Source organism: Actinomyces urinae (assembly GCF_900119695.1).
GTDB lineage: Bacteria > Actinomycetota > Actinomycetes > Actinomycetales > Actinomycetaceae > Gleimia > Gleimia urinae.
On sequence record NZ_LT632545.1, the window covers coordinates 1 to 13,960 of the forward strand.

Annotated in this window: 11 protein-coding genes; 5 read left to right on the forward strand and 6 right to left on the reverse strand. The window is 56.3% G+C overall.

What is annotated here, in order from left to right:
* Nucleotides 1–240 precede the first annotated feature (240 nt).
* The gene (locus tag BQ7114_RS00005; protein ID WP_072340256.1) at nt 241–1,155 is read right to left on the reverse strand and encodes a cation diffusion facilitator family transporter; all 915 of its coding nucleotides are present in this window, start codon (nt 1,153–1,155) and stop codon (nt 241–243) included.
* A gap of 83 nt (nt 1,156–1,238) precedes the next feature.
* Nucleotides 1,239–2,387 (reverse strand): mannose-6-phosphate isomerase, class I, encoded by a 1,149-nt coding sequence (gene manA / locus BQ7114_RS00010; RefSeq protein ID WP_072340259.1) that lies wholly within the window; start codon nt 2,385–2,387, stop codon nt 1,239–1,241.
* 198 nt (nt 2,388–2,585) lie between these two features.
* Here manA and rfbB point away from each other — a divergent pair, with 198 nt between their 5' ends.
* Entirely contained in the window at nt 2,586–3,587 is a 1,002-nt protein-coding gene (gene rfbB / locus BQ7114_RS00015; protein WP_072340262.1) for a dTDP-glucose 4,6-dehydratase, read from the forward strand.
* 359 nt (nt 3,588–3,946) lie between these two features.
* On the opposite strand, the gene BQ7114_RS00020 is transcribed toward rfbB, so the two are convergent.
* Nucleotides 3,947–5,500: an aspartate:alanine exchanger family transporter gene (locus tag BQ7114_RS00020; RefSeq protein WP_072340486.1), complete on the reverse strand. Its 1,554-nt coding sequence runs from the start codon at nt 5,498–5,500 to the stop codon at nt 3,947–3,949.
* Between the two features lie 242 nt (nt 5,501–5,742).
* Nucleotides 5,743–7,233, reverse strand: a complete 1,491-nt coding sequence (locus tag BQ7114_RS00025) for a threonine/serine exporter family protein (RefSeq protein ID WP_072340265.1) — start codon at nt 7,231–7,233, stop codon at nt 5,743–5,745.
* 421 nt (nt 7,234–7,654) lie between these two features.
* Here BQ7114_RS00025 and BQ7114_RS00030 point away from each other — a divergent pair, with 421 nt between their 5' ends.
* The 3 genes from BQ7114_RS00030 to ilvC are packed head-to-tail and all read left to right on the forward strand — an operon-like array spanning nt 7,655 to nt 11,011.
* Nucleotides 7,655–9,475 carry an acetolactate synthase large subunit gene (locus BQ7114_RS00030; RefSeq protein WP_072340268.1) on the forward strand — a complete coding sequence of 607 codons (1,821 nt, stop codon included), beginning with the start codon at nt 7,655–7,657 and terminating at the stop codon, nt 9,473–9,475.
* Nucleotides 9,475–9,996, forward strand: coding sequence for an acetolactate synthase small subunit (gene ilvN / locus BQ7114_RS00035; RefSeq protein ID WP_072340271.1), 522 nt, complete (start codon nt 9,475–9,477; stop codon nt 9,994–9,996). Before BQ7114_RS00030 ends, ilvN begins: the two co-directional genes overlap by 1 nt.
* On the forward strand, nt 9,986–11,011 hold the full coding sequence (ilvC, locus tag BQ7114_RS00040) for a ketol-acid reductoisomerase (RefSeq protein ID WP_230205922.1): 1,026 nt from the start codon (nt 9,986–9,988) through the stop codon (nt 11,009–11,011). The genes ilvN and ilvC overlap by 11 nt, the downstream gene beginning before the upstream one ends.
* Before the next feature lie 71 nt (nt 11,012–11,082).
* On the opposite strand, the gene BQ7114_RS00045 is transcribed toward ilvC, so the two are convergent.
* On the reverse strand, nt 11,083–12,318 hold the full coding sequence (locus BQ7114_RS00045; RefSeq protein WP_072340277.1) for a DUF1015 domain-containing protein: 1,236 nt from the start codon (nt 12,316–12,318) through the stop codon (nt 11,083–11,085).
* Nucleotides 12,319–12,474: 156 nt separating this feature from the next.
* Between BQ7114_RS00045 and BQ7114_RS00050 the strand changes: the two genes are divergently transcribed.
* Nucleotides 12,475–13,626 carry a branched-chain amino acid aminotransferase gene (locus BQ7114_RS00050; protein WP_072340279.1) on the forward strand — a complete coding sequence of 384 codons (1,152 nt, stop codon included), beginning with the start codon at nt 12,475–12,477 and terminating at the stop codon, nt 13,624–13,626.
* Between the two features lie 68 nt (nt 13,627–13,694).
* Here the strand turns inward: BQ7114_RS00050 and BQ7114_RS00055 are convergent, their stop codons facing one another.
* Complete coding sequence (locus BQ7114_RS00055; protein WP_070664535.1) at nt 13,695–13,907, reverse strand: CsbD family protein; 213 nt, start codon at nt 13,905–13,907, stop codon at nt 13,695–13,697.
* Between the last annotated feature and the right edge of the window lie 53 nt (nt 13,908–13,960).

Below are 13,960 nucleotides of genomic sequence, written 5' to 3' on the forward strand. Positions count from 1 at the left end.
AGCCCGTGAACGCCGATGGTACTGCACCTGGTAGGGTGTGGGAGAGTAGGAAACCACCGCTACCACACTCAATTTGAGGGGGCTGCTAACCAAGCCGGTTAGCAGCCCCCTCAAAACAATTCACCCACCCTAACCCAAACCCGCTGTACTGCCACCAATACTGCGTGTCCACCACACCGTCACGGAATATGTAGCATCCGGAGCATACTGCGCTGAGCCACACGTTAAGGGCCGCGGTTTCTATTTGTGGACTATGTCGTCGTGGCCGTGGCGGAATCCTGCTGGTTCTAACTGCAGCGTTGTGTGCGTTAGAGAGACGCCATGGTGTTCGCGCAAGCATTGCTCGGCGTTCAGTAGCACATCAAGACCATGACCTTGTGCAAAGCACTTCTCGGAGAGAATGATGTGGGCGCTGAACGTGTTCTGACCCGTACCAATCGTCGACGCATGCATGTCGTGCACGTCCACAACATGCTCTAGACCAAGCAGGTGCTTGCGCACCTCATCGAGGTCAAGTTCTTTAGGCGTGAACTCCATCAGAATGCGACCAGCCGAGCGTAGGATCACCACGGCCCTTGGCACAATGAGCATGGCGATAATGAGGCTCGCAATTGAGTCCGCCTGGTGCCAGCCCGTGGTACTAATAACGATTGCGGACGCGATGACCGCTACAGACCCAAGTGCGTCGTTTAGCACTTCAAGAAAAGCGGCCCGCATGTTGAGGTTGTGCTCGCGCGCTCCGGAGAGCACGATAAGGCTGGCAATATTTCCTAGCAAACCTATGATTCCCACCAGCAGTAGGCCGGCTCCCTCGATTTGAGGAGGAATGATGAAGCGGCGGATTGCCTCTGCCACCGCGTACACGCCCACGCCGATGAGGATGATTGCCTGCATTGCAGCTGCGAGCACCTCGGCGCGCGCCCACCCCCAAGTGCGTTGTTTACTTGCCTGTCTGGCCGCGAGTTTCGCGGCGATGAGAGCCATACCCAAACCAAGAAGATCAGTTAGCACGTGTCCGAGGTCAACGAGGACGGCAAGGCTCGAAGTCACTGCAGCGCCGATCACCTCTACAATCATGACCGTCGCTGTGACCCCAAATGCGAACCAAAGTCTGTTAGTTGGCGCGCCTGCTCCGTGGTTATGCTCGTGGCTCACTGTTTATCTCCTGTGCCGTTTCCTTATGGCATCTATCCTAGGCCTTGGCCCGCGAGACGTACAAAGCGGCCGCCGCAGCGCAATTAGGGTATTAAGCTCCACTTTACGGGAGCCGCGGCGATAGAAACGACGGCCACTTTGACGGTGCCGCGCAGTTCGAAATCTCCATGCGCGGGAACCCACATTGCGCTACCTCGTGCAAGCGTCTCTTGATTGACAAAGCCGTTACCATCGATGGCGACTACGACTGTGTCTGCGGCTGCTGCACCTCGTAGCCTCCCTCCACTTGCATCAGCGACGTCTAAGCGGAAGTCCTCTACATCGGGTTGATATGTGAGGACGTGAATGCCGCATTCGGGATGTTTAACTGGTTCCACAAGGGTAGGAGCAGAAGAGCGCAGGTTTGCAGTGGATAGGAGGCCCTCGACGTCGATGTGCTTATTGGTGAGACCCGCGCGGATCGTGTTTGCCGACGATGACATAACCTCGAACCCAACTCCTGACAAGTATGAGTGGATGGTGCCGGCGGGAGTGAACAGTGCCTGGCCTGGCTCTAGGTCGAGGATGTTCATCAACGCCGCCACAAGCAGAGATGACTGGCCGGGGAAAAATGAGTGCACGAACTCAAGCATGCCTGCGCGTTTAGCAATCGCAGGGTCCGAGTGGCGCGCCATTTCGCCGCATCTGCGCGCGTATTCCTCCACGTGTTCGATGGGCGGTTTCAACCCGTCGCGTAGAGCTGAGGCGGCAGGGCGTTCCAGGCCTTGCTCACGAATCAGCTTGGCAATATGCAAAGAAAGCGGAGTGGATACCTCTTCATTGAATCGAATGAGTTCTTGCTCGGGTGCAAAACCAACCAGTGTCCGCCATGGGGTGAGGGCGAGGAGCATCTCCGGCTTGTGGTTGCGGTCCACAAACACCCGATCAGGCGAGCGCAGTGGGATGCCGAGCTTGTTCTCTCGGTCGAACCCCGCTTCGGCCTCTTCAATGGATGGATGCACCTGTATTGAAAGGGGCTTTGCGGGTGCGATCAGTTTTGCAAGGTAAGGGAAGCCGTCAACGTGGGCGCCTTTTCCACGGGGAGCTACGACGTCTTCGAGCAGCGTTCCATCTTCGAGCCGGGACGGGCCGCCGCGGTGCGTGCCGTACCAGATTTCAGCGAGCGGCTCGCCATCTGCAGGCGTGCCACAAAAGTCGTGGAGCGCATGCAGGTCACCCCAGTCGTAACGCATGGGGTAGCCGGAGATTCTACGTGCCGTTGGATTCAATCGATCTCGCTTTCATTACCGGCATTAAGTATAACTAAAAGCCCGTATCATAGCGTTTTCTGCCAGGCGATTTGAGCGATAAACCGTCGCCCTCATCTGTACCTGTGCAGCTTCACGCTCACTGCGGGGACACCGCTTTTGGATGCATGAGAGAATCAGATTATGCACTTGCTTGTCACTGGAGGAGCGGGCTTTATCGGGTCCAACTTCACGTCGTTGGCTTTAGCTAAGGGAGCTAGCGTCACGGTGCTCGATGCCCTCACGTATGCCAGTGGCAGGAAGTTCGTTGAGGCAGACATGAAGCTGTATCCGGACAGGTGCAAGCTCGTTGTTGATAGCATCTTGAATCGGGAAACCGTTTACGACCTCGTGCGCGGGGCCGATGCCGTGGTCCACTTTGCAGCAGAATCGCACAATGATAATTCTCTACGAGATCCCCTGCTGTTTGTGCGTACGAACGTGGACGGCACGGCGATGCTTCTCGAGGCTGCCCGCGAGTTCGACGTGCGTTTTCACCACGTATCAACCGACGAGGTGTATGGAGATCTGCCGTTGAATACCCATCAGAAGTTCACAGAAGAGAGCCCGTATCGGCCATCCTCACCATATTCGGCTTCTAAGGCGGCGGCAGATCATTTGGTGCGAGCCTGGGTGCGTTCATTTGGTGTGCAAGCCACGATTTCTAACAGCTCGAATAATTTCGGGCCGCGTCAGCACGTGGAGAAGCTGATTCCTCGAACCATCACGGAACGTCTGCTTGGTCGGCGTCCGCGCGTCTATGGAGCGGGTCAAAATGTGCGCGATTGGATCCACGTTGATGACCATAACGAGGCCGTGTGGCAGATCCTTCAGCATGGGCAGGTTGGCAGGACTTACCTAATTGGGGTGGAACAGCAGCGCTCGAATTTAGAGGTCGTGAGACGCATCAATACCCTCATGGGCGCGGACGACAACGACTTCGAATTCGTTGCGGATAGGCCAGGGCATGACCGCAGGTATGCGCTGAATGCGGAGCGGATTCGTACTGAGTTGGAGTGGTGTCCCACGCGTCTAAGTCTCGAGGACGAGCTTGCAAACACCATTCAGTGGTACGAGCGGAATCGCTCCTGGTGGGAGCCAATGAAGGCTTCTACGGAGCTGCGCCTATCGAAGCAGGGGTACTGAAGCCCTACATCCGAACCAAGGGTACTGAAACCCGCCGTTCTGACGGTCGCTGCGGGTTTGGCCATAATCCAGCCTCGTCTCCAACGACCGTGAGGAGAACTGGCAAATGTAGGGGTAGTTTTCGCCGCTTTGGGTCGGAATACCGATTGGGGTGGTTGCGGTATTCGGTATTCAGAGGGGAAGTGCCGAATCTGAGGTTGGTTTCTGCCAGTTTGGGTCTGAATACCGTTTTGCAGCTCCCTTCCTTGTATAGGAGTGCCGATGGTAGGCGTGCCGGTTTTAGGTGCGTAATAGGTACGTAGATGAAAGGGCGGGCAGTTCAAATGAACTGCCCGCCCAGTCGCTTATGCGAATGCGGTTTAGAGGCCGCCGAGTACCTGCGCCACGAGGATCTTACCGATCATCGCGACGGGGTAGATCAGAGCGTAGCCAAGTGCAACACGCGGGTCCGCGTTGGTACGCGAGTTCGCGAATGCGAGCACCGCCGGCTGGGTTTGTGAGCCGCCGAGGAAACCGGCAAGCTGCGTGCCACCCATGTTGAAGATCCATCTCATGACCATGTACAGGCCAACAGCCATAATCGAGGTGACCACCATGCCGAGGATGAGGATATTCAGCCAGGAGCCGGATGCAAACGCCTCACCGATCTGGCCACCTGCTACCGTGCCCGCTTGGGCGAGGAAGACGAGCAGACCGAACTCGGAGAGCACCATCGCAGCGGTGTAAGGAATAGCGGTGACAACCTTGCCGATACGTCCGATCTTGCCGAAGATCAGACCAACAATGAGCGTGCCGGCCGCAGATCCGATTGAGAAGTACTCGCCCGATGGGGTGAGGATCGGTAGCTCGCCAAGAACAATGCCGAGCGCCATGCCAAGACCTAGTGCAACCGGGTTGATGTCAGAAAGACCACGCGCGGAGTCTCCGAAGAACTTGGTAATCTCACGCATCTTCGAGGTGGGGGCTACAACGCGGACGCGGTCACCCTGCTGAAGCACGAGGCCCGGTTCGCCAACCATGTCGATGTCACCGCGGCGCACGCGGGAGATAGTTGCGGAGAACTTGTTACCCATGTCGAGGTCTGCAACGGTGCGTCCAGCCAGCTTCGGGTCTGACACCGTGATGCGACGGAAATCGAGGTAAGAGCGGTCTTCCATTAGGGAGTGTGAAGAGCCGTGACCAAGTTCGGTTGCAACGCGCGCAACTAGTTCGCGCGGTCCTACAACAGTTACGAGGTCGTCGTGGTTCAGCGAGTCGGACATTACCGGCTTCTTGATGGGGCCGGTTTCGCCGCGCCTGATTCGCGAGAAGGTTACCTTCTTGCCCATCATTTCGTAGATGTCGCCAACCAGAGGCTTGTCGGAGCGCTCCACGCGGATGGTGCGGTTTGCAAGTGGAGACGGCTTATCAGTGTCGTTCTTGCCGGCGCGTAGCGCCGCCATAGCTGCGATCATCATTCCGATTACGCCAAACAGGTAGGCAATGGAGTAACCAACGGTTGCAAGGCCGGGGTCGCCAGATGCCTGTCCGGCGGCTGCCAGTGCCGGCGTGTTAGTGAGTGCGCCAGCAAAAGTACCGGCAACGAGGGCGATGTCCATGTCGAACACATAAATGCCGAGTCCGTAGGCAGCTCCTGCAGCAACTATGTAGAGGGCGACAGTGGCCAAGATAGGGCCGAGAGCTGTCTTAATGTTATGGAAGAAGCTCGGGCCAGAGTTAACACCGATTGCAAATGCAAAAACCGCGAGGCCAAGAACGCCAAACACGCCCGGAATTCGGATTTCTACTCCGAGGGTTTCTGCCCATGCGGATACAAAAATCGCTAGGAATAGAACGGCGGCGGCTCCAAGAGACACGCCTTTAAGTTTGATATGTCCAACGAGCATGCCCAGGCCAATCAAGATGAAGAGCATGAGGACCGGCTGCTCGGCAAAGAAGGTGAATATGCTTACCAATTCTTTCTTGTACTCCTGACTAAAACTTTCCGGGCGGTTTCAGTTTCTTTGACACTATCTTCGCCGCCCCTGGTCTTTCATCGCAGGGTTTCGTTCTGGCGTTTTACGCCATGTAAACCATAGCATGAAGCTGGGCGCACGTTTTCTCGCTAAAACTACGATTGCTGGAGAAAATTACACTTTGTTTGGACTCGCTTTAGTTAAGCAATGATCTTTGATTTTCTTGGTGAATCAAATGTCCACCCCGGGTCAGTAAGCATGCGTGAGATAGCGAGTCCGACGCCGATAGCGAGGATCACGAATGACACTTCCGCAATCGAGGCGAAGGCAGTGAGCGTTTCTCCTTGGTTGACTGCCGTGATAGCGCGGTAGAACGGCACGCCCGGAATCATGATGACCACGGCTGGTACGGATAGTGTGACGCGAGAAGAGCGGACCTTTGTGGATAGTAGCGCGGCGAAGAGGCCAACCATCATGCTCATCAGGCCAACCATCGCCTGGTTTGGGTATCCGAGAGAAACCAGCAGGATCCGCAGGGGATTCAAAAGGGCGCTAACCAGGCCTGCGGTTGCGGCGATGGATAGGGGAGTGTTGAAGAGTACTCCAAAAGAAGTAGCGGCAATGAATGTGGCTAGAGCGTTTAATGCCAGGAGTAGGAGCGGTGCGATAACCATTGGCGCACTGGGTTTTACAGACCAGTTGGTTACGAAGGTTACTGCCCAGACGGATACACCTGCCGCCACCATTAAAATCGCAACGTAGGTTCCCCTTGTAATGCCCGCATTTAAGTCTAGGCGTACAAGGTCAAGGATTGCTGTGACCAGCGGAAATCCGGGCACGAGGAAGAGGATTGCAGATACCGCTCCGGCCTGGTGGGTGTTATCGGCGAAGCCGAAAGAAACCATCGTTGAAACCGTGCCGATGTAAATGGAGGTCGCGATCGCGGAACAAGCCATCCAGGTGGCTACGTGGTTAAATCGTTTCCCCAGCATCATGGAGCGCACGTATTGGCCAAGGAAAGCGGCCACGAGTACCGCCAGGCATTCGATGAGGCCGCCCTTGTTCAAGAACGCGAATCCGGCGCAGCCAACTCCTGATGCTACTGCTAGTTGGAGGCGCGAATATAGGTGTGGTTGCGCCGCGATCGCATCGAGGGCTTGGTCGGCGTCCTCTGCGAGCATGTTGGGACGCAGTGATCGAGTGAACTGTCTAAGGGCGTCGATTCGTGCCGCGTTGACTCCTACTGCGCGCTGTTCTACAACTTCTGTGCGGAACGTATCCGCTTTGAAAGCCGTAGTGTTGAGCTCCATTAGCGACGCGTGGGTTTCAAGTTTTTCAATCCCGATGGCATGTGCGAGGCGCTCCATAGATGCTTTGACGCGATAGGAGCCGGCCCCAGCAGCCATGAGCATGCTACCTAGTTTCACAACGACGCTCGTTTGGTAAGCCAAGCGTTCGCGCCTGATGCGGTTCTCCCGCACCTCTTCTTCTGTCAAAGACAGAATCTGAAGTTGCTCGGCTAGTTCTTCTGAATTTTCAGCGGTATTCTCCGTAAGCGCCCTGATGACGTCTTCGGTTGGTTGAGGTGCGGGCGAGGGCTGGTTGGCTGCCACAGCTGTAGCAACATCCTCGTCACCTGTATTGGCCTTGCGAAAGCGGCTCTTGAACGAATGGAATATTTGCCTAGACACAATGTGTATTCTACTTTTTGCGATCTGGGCGAAAAAGTTTGAAGCACGTAAAGGTGCTCACACCACGTGCGGGGCTCGAATCGGCATAACGGCTGGTTCGACCGTGACCGAGAGAGTTCTGGCGCTTTGAAAGACGTCAGCATAATTTGATTCTTTAGCTCCTAGCGCCGCGCGGACGATGTAGATGACCGCTTGCGGCCCGCATCCATTATCTGAGATCGTTCATCGCCGGTTTCATGTTTTGCGCTCAAAGTTGCGTAGTGTGTACCCATGGCTTGTTCAGTTCAGATTGTCTCTTCGCGCCGCGTGATTATTCGTCGGCGTGCGGGCTTTGCTGGATAAAAGATAAGCCGCACGCCTTACCCTCGCACCCCAAAAGGTCGAGGGTTTTTTATTGCCGCCCTAGCCTTGGGAGACTGAAGTGAAGAAACAGGGAAGAGCTAAGTCGAGGAAACCGCTTCCTAGCTTCGACGCTCATCTTGGTCGCGAACAAGCGGCTAAGCCAGAGCGTATTAGTGGAGCGAGCGCGGTTGTGCGTAGTCTTGAATGCCTGGATGTGACCGATATTTTTGGCATGCCAGGCGGCGCGATCATTCCCGTTTATGACGCGCTTCTTGATTCGAAGAAGCTGAACGTGATTTTGGTTCGCCATGAGCAGGGTGCCGGTCACGCGGCTCAGGGTTACGCGATTTCTACGGGCAAGGTCGGTTGTGCCGTGGTTACTTCCGGCCCTGCGGCAACGAATACGTTGACGGCGCTCGCGGATGCGAACCTCGATTCGGTGCCGATTGTTGTGATCACCGGCCAGGTGGGGGCTAGCTTCATCGGAACTGACGCGTTTCAGGAAGCCGACGTTGTGGGCGCATCTATGCCGCTTGCGAAGCACTCGTTCCTCGTCACGAAGGCCGAGGACATTCCCAGTAGGATTGCAGAAGCGTTTTACCTGGCATCGTCGGGGCGGCCGGGTCCTGTCCTCGTGGATATTACCAAATCCGCGCAAAATGAGATGTTTGACTTTTCGTGGCCGCCAAAGCTTGACCTGCCGGGATACCACCCGGCTTCACGTCCGCACAGCAAACAGGTTCGCGAGGCAGCGAAGGCGATCCATGAGGCCGAGGCTCCCGTGTTCTATGTTGGTGGCGGCATGATTCGTTCCGGAGCGAGCGAGGATCTAGCCAAACTGGTTGAGCTGACGGATGCGCCCGTGGTGACAACCCTGCCGGCTCGGGGCGCGTTCCCCGACTCAGACCCGCACAACCTGGGAATGCCGGGCATGCACGGAACTGTGGCCGCTGTGGGGGCACTGCAAAAGGCAGACCTGATCGTCTCTTTGGGAGCGCGTTTTGATGATCGAGTGACCGGCAAGCTGGATTCGTTTGGCCCGCGCGCGAGAGTTGTCCACGTAGATATTGACGCTGCCGAAATCTCCAAGAATCGCTACGCAGATATTCCGATTGTGGGTGATCTGGCATTGACCGTGAGCGCGCTTGTGGCCGCTGCAAAACCGTTGTACGAGGAGGAGGCAACCAACCTTTCCGGCTGGTGGCGCTACCTTAATCGTCTGCGCGAGACGTACCCGCTGGGCTACGAAGAACCGGGCGATGCTATGGCCCCGCAGTACGTGCTCGAGCGCCTATCCGAGGTGGTTGGGCGGGAAGCCATCTACACGACGGGCGTGGGCCAGCACCAGATGTGGGCAGCGCAGTTCGTTAAATATGAGAGGCCGCGTAGCTTCATCTCTTCCTGCGGACTTGGCACCATGGGGTACTGCGTGCCCGCGGCGATGGGTGCGAAGGTTGGTAACCCAGATCGGGTGGTGTGGGCGATCGACGGTGATGGGAGTTTCCAGATGACTAACCAGGAACTCGCCACCTGCACTATCAACAACATCCCCATCAAGGTGGCGATTATTAACAACTCGGTGCTCGGCATGGTGCGTCAGTGGCAGAACCTGTTTTACAACGAGCGATACTCACACACCTACTTGAACACCACGGAAGCGCAGATTCCGGATTTCTTAAAACTCGCAGACGCTTACGGCATGGCGGCGCGCCGGGTTACTAAGCCGGAGGAAGTTGATGAGGCTATCGAGTGGGCAATGTCAATCAACGACCGCCCCGTCCTCATCGATTTTAGGGTGTCGAAGGATGCGATGGTGTGGCCGATGGTGGCTGCGGGCGTCTCCAACGATGAGATAAATTACGCGCGCGGTATCGCGCCTGAGTGGGAAGAGGACGTCTAATGAGTGAAATTCGTACACTTTCGGTGCTTGTTGAGAACAAGCCGGGTGTGCTCATGCGCGTTGCCTCCCTGTTTGCGCGCCGCGCGTTCAACATCCGTTCGCTTGCAGTGGGAGAGACCGAGCACCCGGAGATCTCCCGCATGACCGTGGTGGTGGAGGTGGATAAGCATCCGCTGGAGCAGATCACGAAGCAGTTAAACAGGCTGGTGAATGTGCTGAAGGTCGTTGACGTGTCGGCCTCCCCCTCGGTAACGCGCCAGCTGGTGCTATTTAAAGTGCGTGCGGATGACGAGCGCCGCACCGCGGTGCTTCAAATCGTTGAGCTTTTCCGCGCTCACGTAGTTGATGTTTCCCCCACCTCGGTTGTTATTGAGGCCGTGGGGGATAGTGAAAAAGTTAACGCACTTCTCACTGCGCTTGAACCTTATGGCGTTTGTGAGATCGTTCAATCAGGGACCCTGGCGATTGGTCGAGGTCCACGTTCCATAACCGATCAGCTAAAGGAGAAAGATCGTGGCTGAAATTTATTATGACGACGACGCCGACCTATCCGTCATTCAGGGTAAGCGCGTAGCGATAATTGGCTACGGCTCGCAGGGGCATGCGCATGCGCTCAATTTGCGTGATTCTGGTGTCGAGGTCGTGGTGGGCCTGCGCGAGGGTTCCAGCTCATGGCAGAAGGCCGCTGAAATGGGGCTACGTGTAGCCACGATTGCCGAGGCTGTGAAGGTTGCGGATGTGGTCATGATCCTAACGCCGGACCAGGTGCAGCGCGTAGTTTACACACAGGAGATTGAGCCAAACTTAAAGGACGACGCTGCTCTTTTCTTCGCGCACGGCTTCAACGTACGTTTCGGCTACATTGCGCCAAGTGCGGGCCACGACGTGTGTATGGTTGCTCCGAAGGGCCCGGGCCACACGGTCCGCCGCCAGTTCGAAGAGGGTAGGGGCGTGCCTGCGATTGTTGCGGTAGAAAACGACGCGTCCGGCCAGGCCTGGGACGTTGCGCTTTCCTACGCTAAGGCCATCGGCGCTACTCGCGCGGGTGCAATCAAGACGACGTTCAAGGAAGAAACCGAAACGGACCTGTTCGGCGAGCAGTCTGTGTTGTGCGGCGGCGTCTCCCAGCTGATTACCTACGGTTTTGAGGTGCTGACCGAGGCCGGTTACCAGCCTGAGATCGCTTACTTTGAGGTGCTCCACGAAATGAAGCTGATCGTGGACCTCATTAACGAGGGAGGCCTTACGAAGCAGCGCTGGTCTTGTTCCGACACGGCAGAGTACGGCGATTACGTGTCCGGTAAGCGCGTGATCACGCCGGATGTGAAGGAAAACATGAAGGCTGTGCTCGCTGATATTCAAGACGGCACCTTCGCAAAGCGTTTCATTGCGGATCAGGATGCGGGTGCGCCCGAGTTCTTGCAGCTACGCAAGGAGCACGAGTCGCACTCGATCGAACAAACTGGCCGCGAGCTTCGCAAGGCTTTCGGTTGGACAGATGAGGATGAGGACTACACGGGAAGCGCAGCGCGTTAAACCTGGCTGTAAGTAGAAGTATGGGAGCACTTGCAAGTGCTCCCATACTTTTTGTTTAGTAACCCTTTTGTCTAGGAGATTTGCCTGGTCTCCAGGTAATAACGTTTTTCATTGGCCTCGCCCAGCGAAAACGATTTGCGCGGCATAGCCCCCTGTTTTGCCACGTATTCAAAAAGGGAAGAGCGATCCAACGCCGGCAGGTCAATACCGAGTGCATTTTCCTCATTTACGAGGCGAGCAAGCTCGTCCTCGCCGTGAATGTACTCGCACGCGTGGGCTGGGTCTAACCCAAGATCGCTAATGAGCTGGTCAATTAGTTCTTGTACCGGTTCAACCACAAGGGCACCCGGTTGAACGAGCTTTAACGTGTCACGCCCGCTCGCGGTGAGAAGATCAATCGCGACAACCTCGCCATCATGGTTCTCGTTCCATTTGTCGGCGGCATCGAGCAGTTGCTGCGCCGAAATGCCGCGCAAAAGGCGGTGGATTGGCTCCATGACCAAGCCATCATCATGCACGTTGATAAGTTCAACCAGCGCGAATCTTGCCGGATGATTTGCAAGCTCAGATGCCGAAAGCGTGGGCTTCAGGTGCTCCCAGTGAGACTTCGCGGCCGCAAGCGAATGGTTACCATCGCCCACAATAAAGCGGAAACCGTGGCGCTGTTCAAGTCCATCAAGAACGCTCTTGATGGACGCCCACAGCTGGGAATCGCCGGGGATGTGCCAGCCCTTGACGCTGCCGCCTTCTTGCATCAGGTCGGTACTATACAGCGGGCTTAGCGTGGTGGGATCAATGAGTTTTTGGACCTCGAAGTCGGGGTCATCGTAGAGAACCTGCACGTGCGGAAGTTCCAGTGCGGCGCCGCGGCGCACGGCCTCGCGAGCGGGAATACGCTCTAAAACAGTGGCTTCGGACGCGCGTGCATCAACTTCTTGGCCCGTGTATGAATAGGTTTCGAGGTCGAGCGCAAGCACGAGGCTGCGGCGTTTTTTTACGTATGGTGTCGCTCGCTCCGTGTAGATAACGGCGTTTTCAACCACCTCAATATGGGAGTCGAGGTATTCGTGCATAGCAACGTGTGCTGCCTTCACGCGGGCTTGCAACTCCTCCTCATTCTCGATCGCCAAATAAACTTCCGGAACGATCATGCGCAACGTGGATGGCGCACTGCCTACTATTTGTTCAACTTCTCTCCAATACGCGGGTGAGGCAGAAAACTGATCCGCGGCAATCACACACCATTTATATAGGTCTGCTTCTTTTGGTAGGCCAATGTTTGCGGGGAAAACTTGAGCAGTGGTCAAGGCGACTCCTTCAGCTGACTCCCTCCATCATCGCAGATTGGGCAGGGCCTTGTTAGGTCGTATCGAAAGGTAGAGCGTTCACGCTATGACCACTGCGGGTGCGAGGGGAGCGCGATACCTAAAATAGACTTAAATCGAAGCGAGGAAGGAAGCATCATGAGCGACGGGCTAAGCCACAACATGACGGCGTTGGAAGCCGAGGGGGCGCGAACGCTATCGGCGGCCAAGGACGTGGCACAACGTTTTGAGGTACAGCCACATCCGGCGCCTGCGAGCGAGGAAGCCTGGGCGAAGGCGATGGATGAGCTGAGCTTTGGTGCGGCCTATTCGGACCACATGGCCCGTGCGATTTGGACAAAAGGGCAGGGGTGGCACAGCAAGCAGGTTGTCCCGTTTGGCCCGCTCACCCTATCGCCGGCAGCCGCGGTGCTGCATTATGGGCAAGAGATTTTTGAGGGAATGAAGGCATACCGTCACGATGACGGGTCAATCTGGACTTTCCGCCCCGGCTATAACGCGGCCCGCTTCAATGCGTCAGCAAGGCGTATGTGCATGCCTCAAATGGAGGTGGAGGATTTTGTGGGTGCCATCGCCGCCCTCGTTACCGAGGATGCGAAGTGGGTGCCCACTCCGTTTGGTTCCTCTCTGTATCTGCGACCGGTCATGTTTGCCTCCGAGGCGTTCCTGGGCGTGCACGCCGCTGCGGAGTACACCTTCTTGACTATTGCCACCCCAGTTGGCCTCTACTTCAAGGATGGTTTAAGCCCCGTATCGATTTGGGTTTCGGACGGGTTCCACCGCGCTGGCCCCGGCGGAACGGGAGCAGCAAAGACGGGCGGGAACTACGCTGGCGCCCTCCTGCCCCAAGAAGAGGCGGCAGATGCTGGATTCGACCAGGTTTGTTTCCTGGATGCGCGTGAGAACCAGTATTTGGAAGAACTGGGCGGCATGAACGTGTTTGTGGTGCGTAGTGATGGTTCGGTGCGTACACCGAGCCTTACGGGCACCATTTTGGAGGGCTCCACCCGGTCTGCAATTATTCGCCTGCTGCGCGACCGCGGAACTCCTGTTTTTGAAGAGAGGATCCGCCTATCCGATTTGGCCAAGGACATTAGGAGCGGTGAGGTAACTGAGATGTTCGCCTGTGGAACTGCTGCGGTGGTAACGCCAATCGGCAGACTTGCGTCAAAGGACTTCGACCTGGAGATTCCTGGATCGGCGCTCACCTTGTCGATCTACAACCAACTGGTTGGCATTCAAAATGGGCACGAGCCAGACCCGTACCACTGGCTCTACCGCATCGTATAGCTGGTGGTAGATAGAAGTGGTACCCATCGCCGTTGGGCGATGGGTACCACTGCATTTGCAAGTCTTGTTTACTCGCCGAATTCCTTCTTCAGCTTGTCAACGCCGGCCTTCAGGTCCTCGCCAGCCTGCTCTGCCTTGCCCTTGACATCCTCAGCAAAATCCTTGATCTTGCCTGCAACCTGATCTGCCTTACCTTCGGCCTTCAGATCCTTGTCCTGGGAGACCTCGCCAGCAACTTCCTTCGCTTTACCGGCGATCTTGTCTTTCATGCCGTCTGCCATGGTTAACTCCTAACTATTGAAAATCGGAACATATATTATTGTAGCGTCTCCAC

Bases quoted from the DNA above. Each gene is read 5' to 3' on its own strand.
- BQ7114_RS00050 (WP_072340279.1), top strand. From the start codon at position 12,475: ATGAGCGACGGGCTAAGCCACAACATGACGGCGTTGGAAGCCGAGGGG.
- BQ7114_RS00055 (WP_070664535.1), bottom strand. From the start codon at position 13,907: ATGGCAGACGGCATGAAAGACAAGATCGCCGGTAAAGCGAAGGAAGTT.
- rfbB (WP_072340262.1), top strand. From the start codon at position 2,586: ATGCACTTGCTTGTCACTGGAGGAGCGGGCTTTATCGGGTCCAACTTC.
- manA (WP_072340259.1), bottom strand. From the start codon at position 2,387: ATGCGTTACGACTGGGGTGACCTGCATGCGCTCCACGACTTTTGTGGC.
- ilvN (WP_072340271.1), top strand. From the start codon at position 9,475: ATGAGTGAAATTCGTACACTTTCGGTGCTTGTTGAGAACAAGCCGGGT.
- BQ7114_RS00020 (WP_072340486.1), bottom strand. From the start codon at position 5,500: ATGCTCTTCATCTTGATTGGCCTGGGCATGCTCGTTGGACATATCAAA.